Raw genomic sequence first — 14,125 nt, 5'->3', positions numbered from 1 at the left:
TTTAGGGTATGGAAAATCGAGCGAATTCCCCATCCACAACGGAAGAGTATACAACCAAAATCGCCAAGCAGGATGCACAGATTGCCGAACTGACCGCTAAACTCCAGTGGTACGAGGAACAGTTCCGTCTGGCTCAGCAGAAGCGCTTCGGCACCTCCAGCGAAAAGACCCATCCGGATCAGCTCGAGATGAACCTGTTCAATGAAGCCGAAGTGCTCGCGACTCCGGCTTCCGAAGAGCCTCAGACCGAGACGATTACCTACAGCCGGAAGAAATGGACGGATAGCCACGAGGCCAAACTGGAGTAACTCCCCGTCGATACCCTTCACTACGAGCTGCCCGAAGAAGAGCAGGTGTGTAGCGTGCTGCGGCGGGGAGCTTCATGCCATGAGCACAGAAACACGAAACGAAATCACCGTGATTCCGGCACAAGTCAGAGTCTTGCGTCACATTCGGCAGGTCTATGCCTGCCGCCGGTGTGAACGTGAAGAGATTCAGACGCCCATCGTTACGGCCCTCATGCCGAAATCGGTCTATCCCGGCAGTCTGGCTTCGCCTTCGATTCTGGCACATGTCATGAGCCAAAAATATGTGGAGAGCCAGCCGCTGTATCGTCAGGAGCAGCAGTTTGCCCGGATGAATCTGACGCTCCCGCGCCAAACGTTAGCGAACTGGATGATGTACGGGGCGGATCAGTGGCTGACGCCGCTGTTTGAGCGAATGAAGGAGCACTTGCTAGGGCAGGAGATTCTACATGTGGACGAAACGACGCTGCAGGTGCTGCGAGAGCCTGGAAAGTCCGCCGAGTCGCAGTCGTACCTGTGGTTGTACCGGACCGGACGCAGTGGACCGCCCATCGTGTTGTACGAATACCGTCCGACGCGTGGCGGGGAGCATCCCCGAAATTCCTGGCTGGATTCAGCGGGTACCTGCACGTGGATGGGTATGCAGGCTACCACAAGGTGGCCCAAGTGACCTTGGTCGGGTGCTGGGCTCATGCGCGCCGTAAGTTTGACGAAGCCCTGAAGGCGTTGCCCGCCTCGGAAGCCCGAGTGGGAACGGCGGCCCAGCAGGGGCTCACGTTCTGCAATCAGTTGTTTGCGATTGAACGAGAACTAAAGGAAGAGACACCGGAAGAACGAGAGAACGTCCGAATGGAGCGTAGCCGCCCGATTCTGGAGGCTTTTTCGGCATGGCTGCGTCAACAAAAATCTCGCGTCCTGCCCAAGAGTGCACTGGGCCAAGCGATTACCTATTGCCTGAATCAGTGGGAGAAGTTGACGGCCTTCCTGAAGGACGGGCGGTTGGAGATCGACAATAACCGCAGCGAACGGACGATGAAGCCGTTTGTAATTGGACGCAAAAACTGGCTGTTTGCGAACACCCCACGGAGAGCCAAGGCCAGTGCCGTGATTTACAGCGTGATAGAAACGGCAAAAGAGAACGGGCTGAATCCGTTCCAATACTTGAAGTACTTGTTTGAGCAGCTCCCGCAGCTTCCCGATCTGATAGATCCGAAAGTGCTGGACCCGTTCTTACCTTGGTCCTCCGTATTGCCGCCGATCTGTCGGGAATTGAAATCCTAACCTCATCCTATAAATTGAGCCCTCATCTTGGTGTCAAGGTGTGGGCTGTTTGACGCTTACCCTTGTGTGGATGTGTGTTGTGGTGACTTCACTCCACACGAATCCGGCCATGGGCCTTTTGTTATACTTCATACTATATTCTGTCATAGCAAACAACCGCTAACCCACATATTTATGAATTAGCGGCTAAAAATTTCATCTGTTCACAAAAGCTTCAACAGATTTTCAAGTATCTTTTATTCAATAGTTTAGACCACCGCGTTTAGGGATTTATGGAAGGTTCGGAGTACGTTGCGACGATTCCTGGTGAGGCGCTCCTTATAACTCTGACCAATACATCGCCTTTGGCGAGCTTGTAGTCAAAAGTCGTGATGCCTTTGCGGCCCAAAGTATATCTTCCTTGCAAATAACTCTAAACTTTTCATAGAGTTACGTTAGTAACACTCCAGATTTCAATCTTCAATCTTAGAAAACGGCGATTTGATTTTAAAGAATTCTTTATACGTCATTGGTTTTCGGCCAATCAGACGTTCAAGATCCCCAGACGTCTCCGAGAATTCTCCAGTGTTGACTCCTCGCACCCAACCTAACACGAAATCAGTCATAAGAACAGGCAAGCCATTCGCTACCATAGTGTCAATATATTCTTTTTCGCTAATTGCCTCATAAGGAATATTTATCTCATTAATCTCCGAGAGGGCCTCAGCGATGTCTGCAAAAGAGCCTCCCTCGCTACCACTTAAAGTATATGACTTATTTTCGTGCCCGTTTTGAGTGAGAACGGCTACGTTTGCTGCAGCCAAATCGTCCAGAGATGCAGCTGCTACTTTACCGGAACCCTCTGGTACTCGCACGCCGACTTCAAGCGCATCTCCGAAATACGAATGCATGACTTCAAGATACGGTGGATTCCGCAGAATGGTATAGTCTAATCCGGATGCTTTAAGCGTTTGTTCAGCAAATAAGTCTGACATCGATACTTCGGGCACAATAAGATTTGAATTTGCTCTTCGTATGATCGACGTGAAAATCACGTGTTTCACACCAGCCTGCTTCGCAGCTGCGATCACATTGAAATGTTGCATATTGCGGTCGGTAAATGCTTGCGCGGAAATAAGCATAACTTTTTCAACACCATTAAAAGCCCGCAGAAGTGAGTTATAATCAAAATAGTCGCCCTGGTGAGCTTCTATACCTTCTTTAACAAACTTTTTCATTTTTTCAGATTCCGGATCACGGACCAATACAGCGACCTGATTTGACGGAACTTTTTTAAGAAGAAGCTCTAGTGTCCTACTGCCAAGATTACCTGTTGCTCCAGTAATAAGTATTTTACCCATATTAACAACCTCTTTGTACTTTTATTATTGCTTTAATTTTAAACTAGAAACCAATCATAACTATCCGAATCGTTCACCAGTTTTTTGACCACATGATTGACTGAGAGCCCTTACGTTAGAGACGCATGAATATCGGAATCAGTCAAAATTACAAAACATCTCAATCAATAAGATCTGGTTCACACAGCTACTGGCACTTGCAGCGTAGAATAGCGTTATCAAACACTGTATCGCTCCAACAGATTTAAATTCAATCCAGCAAGAGGACCTCCTATTTGCTGCAGCAGACCGCCCTGGCTTAAGGAGCCAAGATCAATACAGGCAAAACCAATGTTCTCCCAAATTTCTTGCAAGACTTGTTTGGTTTGGATGTCGTCACCGGACATGAATAGGACAGTCTTTGGCTTCTCTTTCGTGTAATTCTTAATCCATTCCATCGGAACACTGTTAAAAGCTTTGATTACCCGAGCACCCGGAGCATGTTGGGCTACGATTTCACTCGAATTCTTTCCTGATAATTCACCAACTAAAGGTTCCATATTTTCAAAGCGGTTGGTAGCATCAATAAGAACACGGCCTGCCCAGTCAGGAACCATGGACAAAGCAGTAGGCATTTGCGGCCACATTACGCTCAAAATTACAAAGTCTTGCTCAGCTGCTTCTAAAGGTGTTCCAGATTTTGCTCCAGTACCGAGCGCGCTTACCAGGTCTGTGAGCGTTTCGGGACCACGGCTATTACTGAGCATAACTTCATGACCGTGAAGCAAGAGATGCTTCGCCAGCGTTTGAGCAACTATTCCAGCACCAATAAAGCCAAATTTCATTAGGCACCTCCACTGAAAATATTTGTTTAACATTCACATCTTGTTCTGCAATGAGGTTAATTAGGTATGAAATAGTGCAATTGAAACAATTTTAGTTACATTATTATCAAAAAAAGGTTACTAACTTACTTCGCCCTTTTTATTATAGCATCCACAATATCTTTTATAGTAAAGCTAGCGCGAACCTCTTCCATTGATTAAGTTTTGCATAAAATCTGGTGACGGTTGTTTCATAATGAAACATTTACAGCTTACATGTCACAATTAAATTTGGAAGCTACAGCAGGGTTGCAAGTGTAATCCTTACCGTCTTACATTCGTCAGTGCACTCCCCCATTCACCTACTGGTTCGAGCCAGCTTACGATTCTATCATCAATAAGATTGGTAAGTTCACCTTCATACTCAGTACGATAAGGTTTAGTAAGTTCGTGTTGAACCCAACTTTCTCTTGTTCCCTGCCAGATCTCATAGATGACAAGGTCATCAGAATGATCAAGATCATCGGAGACGATCGCATTGACAAAGGTAGGTTCACTCTTGAAGTTGCTAATCATTGCAAACAGATTATCACGGAAAGCTTCTTTCTTACCCGACTTAATTTTAAAACGTATATTGAGAATGATTTGACTGTTGTTTGTTGACATCTTTAGAACACTCCTCTTATTATTTTTTTTATTTTCTTCATGGTTACAAGTCTCATTATGTACGATGTATCACTTTTAAAATAGTACGTACTTTTTAGTTATATACTCAACTTTCGCAGCTCAAATCTCCAAACAAACCCTTGATATAGCTGGGTAAACCGGAGATCCATTCCTGTAGTTGACAAAGAACAGCTGTTTTGTTCTTCTTGGTTTTCGCCTGGGACATTTCGAGAAATAAACTCATGAGCTGTTGAAGCGCAGTCTGGTAGTCCAGATCGCGGACCTCGTCGGCAAAGAGAAAGAAGAGTCCTCCGAGTGTGCGTTCGTCACTCGATTGACGCCGTTCGTATTCCATTGCTAAATATCTGCTGAATACAATTGTCGTATGGCTAATTAGCCCGTCAAAGGAACGGCCCTGAAATTCAGTTCCCAGTTTCAAATAGCTTTTGGTGACTTTGAAAAAGGTCTCTATGCTCCAGCGCATGCCATAGATTCGTACGATTTCAGCAGCATCCAGCGTCACATCGGTGCTTAAAATGGCCAGCCACTCCCGTTTTTTATTCCGGTTGCGGACAAACACAAGCTTCACAGGTAGACCGCAGGCGGTGTGCACGATGACCGAGCCTTTAATGTCTTTGGCATTCGATGTGGGAAGGCTTTGAAACACCTCGCGGAGTGTCATTCGCTTACCTTGAACCAGGTAGCGTTGCTTCATTCCTTTCACCATACCAATGACAGGAAGCCCTTTGGCGGTGAGCTCACGGAGCAGTGGAGCTTGCGTAAACCAGCTATCCATAAGCACGTAGTCGGCGGTGAATCCTGCTCGTAAGGCTCGTTCCAACAAGGCTACGACAGCATCAGGCTTCCGGGAAAAGGCCTCCATCCGGCGTTTGTAGCCGTTACTTCGTTTAGAGAGATTCGAAGCCATTTCACACAACCGATTAGTGATTTTAGCAGAAGAGAGCATGACAAAATCAAGTGGAGCAAAACTAAAGCCGTCCGACCAACCTAGGGTTAACATGGTGTAGCCTTTGATGAATTTACCTGTAGAATGGTCAAAAACTCGTGCCAACAACTCTGCTTTTTTGCTCCGGTTCCGGCTCAAAACGGAATCGTCGATAATGAACACACGTACTCGGTGCGACGAAATGAGCGATTCGAAATGGCGTACAATGCGAAGACTGAGGGCCTGCAAAAAGCGCCGCCAAGCAAAAGAAGCTTGATTCAAAAAACGGTAGATCACGTCTTTGCCGGGAAGGTTTGCTGCACGGTCACTTTCCAGAAGGCGAAACCAATTCTTCCCTTCGAAGACCAAAGAGAAAACGATTTGGAAAATGGCTAGACTTGAAAGACCAAAAGATTTAGAAATACCCGCTTGTCGCAAGGTTTTTCCGATCTGAAGACGGGTGAAAAGTTTGGAAAAACGTGACTGTTCACACAGGGAATGTTGTTGTAACATAGAGTTACGCACCTTTCTTGTTGGCATGGTTGGTCGCACTTCCATGATACCAAACAAGTGAGGTGTTTTTTGTCAATACGAGTAAAATTACTGAATTCTTCTTACGCGCTCAAGGGGTTAACCCATTTTTCTAGGTGCGAAAGTTGAGTTATATAGTAACCAAGAAGTGATAATTGTGATGAAGTAAAGAATAAATTGATTTTAAAATTAACTCTATTCTACGTTTAATCTCAGATATTCATCCTTGTTCAATGTCTTCTTTGCATAATCCTGACCCCAATCACAAAGTGCGCGCAAAGTGGGTTCAAGTGACATACCCATTTCTGATATTGCATATTCCACTTTTGGTGGTACCTGATTGTACATTTTTCTTACAATCAAATTATTACTCTCCAACTCCCGCAACGACTGAACTAACATTTTCTGAGAAATTGATGGGATGAGCCTTTTCAATTCACCGGTCCGTTTAGGACCTTTTATTAAGTAATACAGAATAAGAGGTCTCCACTTTCCGCCAATGACATCTAAGGTAATTTCCAGATCGCAATAAACAGTTTTCATTTTGAGAAACACCATCCCTTATTTATTTCCATCCGTTAAGCTTTGACATTTTTAAGATTCATGAAGAAAAAAGCTATCTATTACTTCATAATGCCAAAAAAGTTCTCTTGATTCTCCTGAAGCCTATGCTTCCAGGATACGTCTTGCCCATGGGATAAACCTGATCTCTGCGTTGCAAAGCAAGTATTCTCTGCGTAGCCGGGTTCTAACCACATTAATGAAGATTTAATGCTCTTAACGAAAAACCAAGACAATCTTCTTCGAATTAAAAATCGCCTCAACACAGGAAAAAAAAACACCCAGTACCTATAAGGTGTTAAAAGTTTCCTGCCTTAATATGAAACCTTTTCTGGTGGTACGATACCGTAGTTTGGAACGCGGAACGTTCCAGTGGCCGGGCCCTGGCGACTCACCGGTTGCCCTCTCCTTTCGCGAACTTCGCTGGCTCTTGGATGGGCTTTCCCTTCACCAGCGGCAGGCCCATAAGCAGATCTCGGCTCAGACCGTCGTTTAAAGACTTTTTATATTTTAGTAGACTTGGGGAGCAGGAAAATGCCGAACTGACCGCTAAACTCCAGTGGTATGAAGAACAGTTCCGTCTGGCTCAGCAGAAGCGCTTCGGCACCTCCAGCGAAAAGACCCATCCGGATCAGCTCGAGATGAACCTGTTCAATGAAGCCGAAGTGCTCGCGACTCCGGCTTCCGAAGAGCCTCAGACCGAGACGATTACCTACAGCCGGAAGAAATGGACGGATAGCCGCGAGGCCAAACTGGAGTAACTCCCCGTCGATACCCTTCACTACGAGCTGCCCGAAGAAGAGCAGGTGTGTAGCGTGCTGCGGCGGGGAGCTTCATTCAATACATCACACCGACTTCTCTCGGCTACTGAACACTACTATCCCGCTTCCACGTTCAATTCGAACGTTTCCAGATACTCGGTTCTCTCTTCTGTCTCATTATCCGTATGGGCTACGCTGTTAAAATTCAACTCAGCAGCACGTTACCCGTTCTCCCCAAGCATTTATATGTCGATGGATGAGAATGGCAGGATGCCGCACCTGCCCTATTTTCACGAAATAGGAGTACCATTAGGCATTTCAGTATCCGGCCTTAATAGAATAACATCTCCTTTTTCCGGGACTCCTCCCAAAACTAATACCTCCGATTTGAATCCCGCAATGCGCCGAGGAGGAAAATTGATGATTCCTATAATTTGCCTCCCTACGATTTCCTCAACCTTGTAACGCTTCGTTATTTGTGCACTTGAGGATTTCATCCCGATCTCCGGTCCAAAATCAATCTTAAGCTTTATCGCAGGGACCTTTGCTTCTTCAAAAAACTCCGCTTCCTTAATTGTTCCGACACGAATATCTAGTGCTGCAAAATCATCGATCGTTGCCAACGTCTTGCCTCCTTCACTAAAGTCTTTAACCGCTCACGAAAATATCTCTCACGCTTTCCGGACAGAAATCAATGAGTTCCACTCGGTGTTGCATTTTACTGCGCTGGGCGGAACGGCTGCAGGAGTCGAATCCCTTCCTCAATGGATCCCTCCATCAGTTCTAAGAGCTGGGGCACCAGTTCCTGCATCCGGGGGGCGCTCAGGTGCCGGTCGAGGGCATCCCGGTTCACCCAGCGCTCGTAGATGATGAATGTGCCAGGCCGGCCTTCTACCTCGTGAGCCTCGTAGTCAATGTTGCCCAGGTCGTTGCGTGACGGGGTGACAGCAGCAGTCATGAATGCCTTCATCTCGGCTTCTCTCCCTGCCTTAGCTCTCGCCTCCCAGAGTACAGTAACGTAACGGTTCTTTGTATCGTTCATGCTAATTCCTCCTAATTTATAAATACTTCTTATCTTGACGTACCACATCTAAACGAAGGGTTTGGTATTCACCTAAAGCTTTTGTTATCGAATGCGGATACCGTGTAATGGAGTCCATAATGGCAACCGTATCATCAAGTGAGTCATTAAAGCCTGCGCCAGTCATTGGTGACATGGTATGAGCTGCATCGCCGATCATGGCTATTCTTCCTTTTGACAATATATTAGGGATGTATTCGTTAACAGGTGCCCCGATTAAACTGCGCTTCTTAATAGCGATTTGCAAAATCGCATCATCTTCCTTGTTCCAGTTTGCTTGGCTGGTTTGTGACAGTTCCTCCAGCAGCGAATCCGGAATAGCTTCACCGTATAAGGAATGCTGGGCAATCCCGTCCTTTAATACACCTAATTCAGACAGCAATTGATTATGCGAATGATCAAACCAGCAGAAGCCAATCCATCGCCGGCCAGGATTGGTTCCCCCTTTTATACCTGGCATCACCGCAGTTGTCAATGTACCGGCAGCACTATTGTTGAAATAAGCACTCGAAAGCTGCCGTTTTTTCCAGTCTTTCTTTGGCAGCAGTTCTTCGTCCACCTTCCCTACCCACACCAGATGGCCAGTATAATCTGCAAATGGTCTATCAGGGCTTAGATAGCGGCGGACAATACTGCGATATCCATCTGCGCCAATCAAAAAGTCACCTTTAAACGTCTGCCCCTCTTCACTGGTAGCCCAAGCAGATGATTCATTTTGCCCAACACTAACAATTCGTGTATTGTGCCGTAGGGTAATACCGGATTCTTTAGCAACCGCACCGCGCAAACGTTCCTGAATGGCTGACCAGGCTTCAACATTGTTGTTACCATTGGATGCCAAGTGTCTTAATTCTTGTTCAATTTTACTATTGCTATAAGGCTTCGTTTGTAAACGAATAAAAGCACCATTTCTCAATGATGAATCTGCACGTTCAAGAATGGTAACTGTGTAACCAGAACGAGATAACGCAAGCCCCATCATTAGACCGCCCAAAGATCCGCCTACAATAATGGCATGTTCTAACTTGTTTTGTGGCATATTTCATTCCCCCGTTACTGCAGTTTCATCTGGCTGCGAAGCATCCGGTCGAGGACTTTGTCCGGGAGAATACGGACCAGCCGGGTCAGCAGTGCCGAATCACGGCCAGCCGTATAGCGGGTGCGTGGCTTTCTTGCGTGGATTGCGCGTGAAATCACTGCTGCCACCTTCTCAGGGCGGATACCGTCCTTTGCCCATGTTTCAGCCTGAGCCTTCACGGCGTCAAACAGACGATCATGGCGCCGGTGCTGGTCCGGGGTCATCAGCCTGGCCAGCCGCTCCGCTGTTGTAATTCCTTGCTCCGACAGACCCGTGCTGACACCACCCGGAGTGATCATGATAACCTTGATTCCAAACGAGGACATCTCCCTGCGAAGGCTGTCATTGATCGCTTCCATCGCATACTTCGCAGCCGAGTATATTCCGAATCCAGGCATGGATACCTTACCGCCAACGGAGCCGATATTGACCACGCGTCCGCCGCTGTTCAATAAGGCCGGGGTGAGCGCCTGAATAACCGCGACCTGTCCGATCACGCTGACTTCAATCTGACGGCGCAATTCATCAAGCGGAACCATTTCGAGAGGCGCATTAACAGCGATGCCGGCATTGTTAATCACTGCCCGCAAAGGGCGGCCAAGCGGATCTTGCTCCACCCGTTCGGCCAGCGCCTTAATTGTGCCGATATGGGTAACATCGACGATCACCGGCTCGATATTGTTGCGTTTGATTTTGTCGGCGTCTTCCTGACGGCGAACACCCGCCAATACGTGAAATCCTTCAGCGGCCAGCTGCTCCGCGGTAGCCCTACCGATGCCGCTGGACGTACCTGTGACCATGACCAGTTCTTGAGTTTTGAATGACATAGTAACCCTCCTAGGTTTGATAAGATATGGATTACGGTATAGCACTGATATACGAATATTATAGCGCCGCTATACAAAGTTGTCTATAGCGGTGCTATATATTTTTTCCAAAGTGTTTTCCTGCGGCCCGAACATCGTTTTGGGGGGCGTTGCGTGATGCACTCGGCGCTCACGAAGTACCATGGCGGGAGGGGTTGAGATTTATCGTTGCGTTTAACTTATGGAAATGGGGGTCAGCCTCTTCAGCGCCAAGTCTGCCACAGTTCTCCAAATACTTGGCACAAAACTAAGAGAACTAATGCTCGCATCCTCCAAACATAAAAAAGATCGCCATCCTCCTGGAGGTCCAGGTTGGATAGGCGATCTTTCTTTTACGTCTTATAAATTAGGGCTTTGCCTGAAGTCTCCAGTCTCTGTCATCGAATCCCTCATTTTGAATCGGCGTCCGGCCTTTGGATCAAAATGATCTGCATTACGCTTTCCCGAATGAGATCAACGACGTCGGGTTGGGGTGGGGGTGCCTTACGAATCTGGGCCGTCACATACAGCCAAGAGGCCGTATTGGCGGAAGCCCAGACCAGATCTGCCGCAGCCTGGGCTGACACAGCCAGTTTGCCTTCGACGGCGACTCTCTGAATATTTTGCACTAGTGCTTGGTGCGAATGATCTGCCGCCTCGATATGGGCGCCCTCGAGCAACCGCCCCATCATCGCCGCATAAATCCGAGGACGGGTTGCCGCGAAGCGGACATAGTCATCCCATCCTTGACGAAGAGCCATCTCTGGAATGGTGGACTCCACTGCGGCCATCTTACTTTCAAATAACTGTTTGAACGCTTCCACTATAACTGCACTCAGGAGTCCATCGGCATTGCCGAAATGGTGGTAGAGTGTAGGAGCCGTAACCTGCGCGATCGCAGTTACGGCTCGCGTCGAAAATTGGGCTCCGCCCTCCTCTTCGAGTACCTTAAGAGCAGCCGCCAATATTTTATCATATGTGTTCATAAGTCCATTATAGCAGTGCTATATGTGTATGTCCATAACGAAGGTAATACGCCTGTGACCATTATCCCTGTAGCCAAAAAAGGTACTGAACATTTTTCTTTCAGATTAACTTCCTCATTGTACAGAAGAGATGAAGCTACTGTCGTGGATATTTTAGGTTGGGCAGAGCCAATCCTATTAGTGAAATCGCAATAAAATTGTTCGCCCTACTTATGATACGGTTCACCGCGCTGTCTGAAGCGGCAAGTTTTGCATTTTAGTTATAGCGAAGACAAATTTCTTTATTACGCTTATATAGCCTTGGTCTTTCTGCAGTTCGGATAATTACTGCAGCCCAAGAATGCTGAACCTTCCTTATTCTTACGTTGAAACATTGGAGCCCCGCATGCGCAGGTTACATCTTTGACTGTTCTGTTCTTAAAGTCTGGTTCCTCCGGTAGCATCAATAAACTGCCCCGTGATCCATCGCGCTTCCTCAGAGGATAGAAACACAACGATATCTGCAACGTCCTTAGTAGTACCAATTCTTCCGAAAGCGGACATTGAAGATGCTCCAGCATAAATCTCAGGGTCGGTGAGCCATTCCTTGTTCATATCCGTGTACGTAACACCCGGTCTTACTGCATTAACCGTAATCCCCTTTGATGCAAAAAGTGGAGCCAAAGCCAAAGTAAGTGTCTCAATAGCCCCCTTGGAAGCCGCATAAATAGAACGCTCTGGACCAGCAACACGAGTAAAGCCAGTTGAAATGTTAATAATCCGTCCATCATTCCGTATAAACGCGCTGGCTGCTTGAGTAAGGAAATAGGGAGCTTTAAAGTTCACATTAATGACAGCATCGAACGTTTCTACTGACGTTTCTTCAAAGGGAATTTCCGGTGCAATCCCTGCATTATTGATCAGAATGTCCAACTGCACAGAACCCATTTCTGAACGAACAGCCTCTTCAAAAGCGGACCAAAGCTTGTTAACACCGGTAATACCCGTGTTTAATTCTGCTTCCAGAGCTACCGCTTTTGCGCCCAAAGCTTTAATATCCTCAACAACCTTCAAAGCCGCATCTCTATTTGTGGCGTAATGAACGCCTATGAATTCCGCTCCGCCTGCAGCTAATTTTTTGGCTATTTCAGCCCCCATCCCACGGCTTGCTCCTGTAATCAAAGCAACCTTACCACTGAATCTTCCTTCATTCGTCAACATATGATCTGCTCCTTTTATCTACAAAATATCGTAACGATCGTTACTATAAATAATGTTATCGGAATTGACGTAGATTGTCAATAACATAACGATCATTATTTTATATGGCATTAACCTAGCCCGATGGATTGGCAGCATTCTGTAACGTGTGTTATGATAAAAGATAGAAGATTGAACATGCAGCTGTATGAAATTTGACCTTCACGAAAAAGGCTAGGTGATTAACATATGGGACGTAACCGCGAATTTGATATAGATCAGGCACTGGACGCAGCACTTTGCGTGTTTTGGAAAAAAGGGTACGATGGCACGTCGTACACGGACCTGACGCAGGCTACGGGTGTCGAACGCCCGGCGCTCTATTCCGCGTTTGGCAATAAGGAGGCCTTGTTCCTCCGGGTTCTTGATCGCTATTACAATCACTACCATGATTTCTTTCCGGCGGCGCTGGAACTGCCGACCTCGCGGGAGGTGGTCTCACGGATCTTTCGCGGGGCGGCCGAATTGCAGACGCGTTACCCCGATCACAAGGGGTGTCTATATGTCCACGGTGACTTGGCTGGCTCGGATGATTCCGAACCGATTCGGCGTGTATTGATCGATGCACGTGCGGACGGTGAGACTTCACTCCGAGACCGTTTCGAACGGGCAAAGCAGGAGGGCGATCTGCCGGAGAATGTGAACTGTGCTTCGTTAGCTGCATTCGTGATGGCAGTGCTCCACGGCATGGCTGTTCAGGCCAAGGCTGGCTTCAGCCGCAACATGCTGGATGCTGTTGCCGAGCAGGCACTCTCCACCTGGCCTTCCGGCAGTTCTGCACTGTCCGGAAAGTCTTCCTAAACCTAGATACAGAGGAATATCATTATTAAGAAAATACAAGCCATGGCTATCATAAGCCAAAGTTTCTGCAATCATGGAAATACAAAAAGGCTCCCGATAAGTGGGGGCCTTTTTGATTTACTGGGATCCATGCTATTTGAAATTGATTCCCTTTCTGAATCAAACTGTTTAGCTCGCAGTCTGCAGCTACATTAAACTACTTTAATTTATAATTTGCATAATACCTTTAGGATAAGTTTCTTCTGCCGGTTCTCTTTGCTCATATAGATGATACCAGGCTTCCGCCACTTGATCTGGATCAAATCCTGTACCTCTCTTGATCAGAGGACTGATGGATAAATGTCCCACAAATACCCCATGGGGATGCAGACTTTGGTGTAGATTAAGGATATAGTTTCGCAATCCCGACATAACGATGCCCGAATTCCCAAACATGGGCGTAGGGCTCATAGCGGAGAGATCACTTGTAAACAGAAGTGCCCCTTCGCCTCGTTCCATCATATCTGGAATGATTAGTCTTGCAGTATTAATGGCTCCAATCACCACATTATTAAAAATAGGAAGAACGGCTTCCTTTGTCGTATCAAGAACAGGTGTCACAGAAACACTTCCGCTATATGGGCTAAACTCAACAACGTCAATTGTACCGTAGATGTCCTTAATTTGTTGAACAGCCCTTGTAAGCTCCATTTTGTTTGTAATATCAGCACCAAACCCTCTAGCTTCAATACCCAACTCACTTAGCTCCACAGCATATTGATCCAGCTTCTCTTGTGTTCTTGAAACCATAGCAATGCGGAATCCGTGCCTGCCAAAAGTTTTGGCCAATGAAAAACCAAGACCTGGTCCAGCGCCAATTATAACAATTGTCTTCAACAATCTATCCCACCCTCTTAGCGAA

15 protein-coding genes and 2 pseudogenes are annotated in these 14,125 nt (G+C 46.9%); 4 read left to right on the top strand and 13 right to left on the bottom strand.

Features of this window, described 5'->3' with window-relative positions; translation table 11 throughout:
* The first annotated feature begins 8 nt into the window (after positions 1-8).
* Positions 9-1,586: pseudogene (gene tnpC, locus MKZ09_RS02840) on the top strand (IS66 family transposase).
* Between the two features lie 452 nt (positions 1,587-2,038).
* Here tnpC and MKZ09_RS02835 read toward each other — a convergent pair.
* From MKZ09_RS02835 to MKZ09_RS02815, 5 genes are all read right to left on the bottom strand, one after another.
* The gene (locus tag MKZ09_RS02835) at positions 2,039-2,926 is read right to left on the bottom strand and encodes an SDR family oxidoreductase (RefSeq protein WP_076162481.1); all 888 of its coding nucleotides are present in this window, start codon (positions 2,924-2,926) and stop codon (positions 2,039-2,041) included.
* Positions 2,927-3,144: 218 nt separating this feature from the next.
* The gene (locus tag MKZ09_RS02830) at positions 3,145-3,750 is read right to left on the bottom strand and encodes an NADPH-dependent F420 reductase (protein ID WP_076162479.1); all 606 of its coding nucleotides are present in this window, start codon (positions 3,748-3,750) and stop codon (positions 3,145-3,147) included.
* 303 nt (positions 3,751-4,053) lie between these two features.
* The gene (locus tag MKZ09_RS02825) at positions 4,054-4,395 is read right to left on the bottom strand and encodes an antibiotic biosynthesis monooxygenase (RefSeq protein WP_076162477.1); all 342 of its coding nucleotides are present in this window, start codon (positions 4,393-4,395) and stop codon (positions 4,054-4,056) included.
* Between the two features lie 106 nt (positions 4,396-4,501).
* Positions 4,502-5,854 carry an IS4 family transposase gene (locus MKZ09_RS02820; RefSeq protein WP_076162475.1) on the bottom strand — a complete coding sequence of 451 codons (1,353 nt, stop codon included), beginning with the start codon at positions 5,852-5,854 and terminating at the stop codon, positions 4,502-4,504.
* 213 nt (positions 5,855-6,067) lie between these two features.
* Positions 6,068-6,415: a winged helix-turn-helix transcriptional regulator gene (locus tag MKZ09_RS02815; RefSeq protein WP_076161939.1), complete on the bottom strand. Its 348-nt coding sequence runs from the start codon at positions 6,413-6,415 to the stop codon at positions 6,068-6,070.
* A 337-nt stretch (positions 6,416-6,752) separates the two neighbouring features.
* Here MKZ09_RS02815 and tnpB point away from each other — a divergent pair, with 337 nt between their 5' ends.
* On the top strand, positions 6,753-6,929 hold the full coding sequence (gene tnpB, locus MKZ09_RS34340; protein ID WP_081389359.1) for an IS66 family insertion sequence element accessory protein TnpB: 177 nt from the start codon (positions 6,753-6,755) through the stop codon (positions 6,927-6,929).
* Positions 6,898-7,276: pseudogene (locus MKZ09_RS02810) on the top strand (transposase domain-containing protein); the annotation flags it as partial. The gene tnpB and the pseudogene MKZ09_RS02810, both read left to right, overlap by 32 nt.
* Before the next feature lie 208 nt (positions 7,277-7,484).
* Here MKZ09_RS02810 and csaA read toward each other — a convergent pair.
* The 7 genes from csaA to MKZ09_RS02775 form a co-directional block, all read right to left on the bottom strand.
* Positions 7,485-7,817 carry a chaperone CsaA gene (gene csaA / locus MKZ09_RS02805; RefSeq protein WP_076161921.1) on the bottom strand — a complete coding sequence of 111 codons (333 nt, stop codon included), beginning with the start codon at positions 7,815-7,817 and terminating at the stop codon, positions 7,485-7,487.
* 95 nt (positions 7,818-7,912) lie between these two features.
* Positions 7,913-8,236: a putative quinol monooxygenase gene (locus tag MKZ09_RS02800; protein ID WP_076161919.1), complete on the bottom strand. Its 324-nt coding sequence runs from the start codon at positions 8,234-8,236 to the stop codon at positions 7,913-7,915.
* A gap of 16 nt (positions 8,237-8,252) precedes the next feature.
* Positions 8,253-9,314, bottom strand: a complete 1,062-nt coding sequence (locus MKZ09_RS02795; protein WP_076161917.1) for an FAD-dependent monooxygenase — start codon at positions 9,312-9,314, stop codon at positions 8,253-8,255.
* Between the two features lie 14 nt (positions 9,315-9,328).
* The gene (locus MKZ09_RS02790) at positions 9,329-10,180 is read right to left on the bottom strand and encodes an SDR family NAD(P)-dependent oxidoreductase (RefSeq protein ID WP_076161915.1); all 852 of its coding nucleotides are present in this window, start codon (positions 10,178-10,180) and stop codon (positions 9,329-9,331) included.
* A 428-nt stretch (positions 10,181-10,608) separates the two neighbouring features.
* Positions 10,609-11,184, bottom strand: coding sequence for a TetR/AcrR family transcriptional regulator (locus MKZ09_RS02785; RefSeq protein WP_076161913.1), 576 nt, complete (start codon positions 11,182-11,184; stop codon positions 10,609-10,611).
* Positions 11,185-11,474: 290 nt separating this feature from the next.
* On the bottom strand, positions 11,475-11,627 hold the full coding sequence (locus MKZ09_RS02780) for a topoisomerase DNA-binding C4 zinc finger domain-containing protein (RefSeq protein WP_081389352.1): 153 nt from the start codon (positions 11,625-11,627) through the stop codon (positions 11,475-11,477).
* Positions 11,602-12,384, bottom strand: a complete 783-nt coding sequence (locus tag MKZ09_RS02775) for an SDR family NAD(P)-dependent oxidoreductase (protein WP_076161911.1) — start codon at positions 12,382-12,384, stop codon at positions 11,602-11,604. The genes MKZ09_RS02780 and MKZ09_RS02775 overlap by 26 nt, the downstream gene beginning before the upstream one ends.
* 228 nt (positions 12,385-12,612) lie before the next feature.
* On the opposite strand from MKZ09_RS02775, the gene MKZ09_RS02770 reads away from it, so the two are divergent.
* On the top strand, positions 12,613-13,224 hold the full coding sequence (locus tag MKZ09_RS02770; RefSeq protein WP_076161909.1) for a TetR/AcrR family transcriptional regulator: 612 nt from the start codon (positions 12,613-12,615) through the stop codon (positions 13,222-13,224).
* A 201-nt stretch (positions 13,225-13,425) separates the two neighbouring features.
* Here MKZ09_RS02770 and MKZ09_RS02765 read toward each other — a convergent pair whose 3' ends face one another.
* Entirely contained in the window at positions 13,426-14,100 is a 675-nt protein-coding gene (locus tag MKZ09_RS02765) for an SDR family NAD(P)-dependent oxidoreductase (protein WP_076161935.1), read from the bottom strand.
* Positions 14,101-14,125 lie beyond the last annotated feature (25 nt).

It is taken from the genome of Paenibacillus sp. FSL R5-0908 (assembly GCF_038006245.1).
In the GTDB taxonomy this organism is placed as follows: Bacteria; Bacillota; Bacilli; order Paenibacillales; family Paenibacillaceae; genus Paenibacillus_AQ; species Paenibacillus_AQ odorifer.
Note: the sequence above shows the minus strand (reverse complement) of the source record. Positions and strands in the feature narration are given on the sequence as shown.

Coding starts and splice junctions, on each gene's coding strand:
- MKZ09_RS02835 (WP_076162481.1), bottom strand. CDS start 2,926: ATGGGTAAAATACTTATTACTGGAGCAACAGGTAATCTTGGCAGTAGG.
- MKZ09_RS02830 (WP_076162479.1), bottom strand. CDS start 3,750: ATGAAATTTGGCTTTATTGGTGCTGGAATAGTTGCTCAAACGCTGGCG.
- MKZ09_RS02825 (WP_076162477.1), bottom strand. CDS start 4,395: ATGTCAACAAACAACAGTCAAATCATTCTCAATATACGTTTTAAAATT.
- MKZ09_RS02820 (WP_076162475.1), bottom strand. CDS start 5,854: ATGTTACAACAACATTCCCTGTGTGAACAGTCACGTTTTTCCAAACTT.
- MKZ09_RS02815 (WP_076161939.1), bottom strand. CDS start 6,415: ATGAAAACTGTTTATTGCGATCTGGAAATTACCTTAGATGTCATTGGC.
- tnpB (WP_081389359.1), top strand. CDS start 6,753: ATGAAACCTTTTCTGGTGGTACGATACCGTAGTTTGGAACGCGGAACG.
- MKZ09_RS02800 (WP_076161919.1), bottom strand. CDS start 8,236: ATGAACGATACAAAGAACCGTTACGTTACTGTACTCTGGGAGGCGAGA.
- MKZ09_RS02795 (WP_076161917.1), bottom strand. CDS start 9,314: ATGCCACAAAACAAGTTAGAACATGCCATTATTGTAGGCGGATCTTTG.
- MKZ09_RS02790 (WP_076161915.1), bottom strand. CDS start 10,180: ATGTCATTCAAAACTCAAGAACTGGTCATGGTCACAGGTACGTCCAGC.
- MKZ09_RS02785 (WP_076161913.1), bottom strand. CDS start 11,184: ATGAACACATATGATAAAATATTGGCGGCTGCTCTTAAGGTACTCGAA.
- MKZ09_RS02780 (WP_081389352.1), bottom strand. CDS start 11,627: ATGCTACCGGAGGAACCAGACTTTAAGAACAGAACAGTCAAAGATGTA.
- MKZ09_RS02775 (WP_076161911.1), bottom strand. CDS start 12,384: ATGTTGACGAATGAAGGAAGATTCAGTGGTAAGGTTGCTTTGATTACA.
- MKZ09_RS02770 (WP_076161909.1), top strand. CDS start 12,613: ATGGGACGTAACCGCGAATTTGATATAGATCAGGCACTGGACGCAGCA.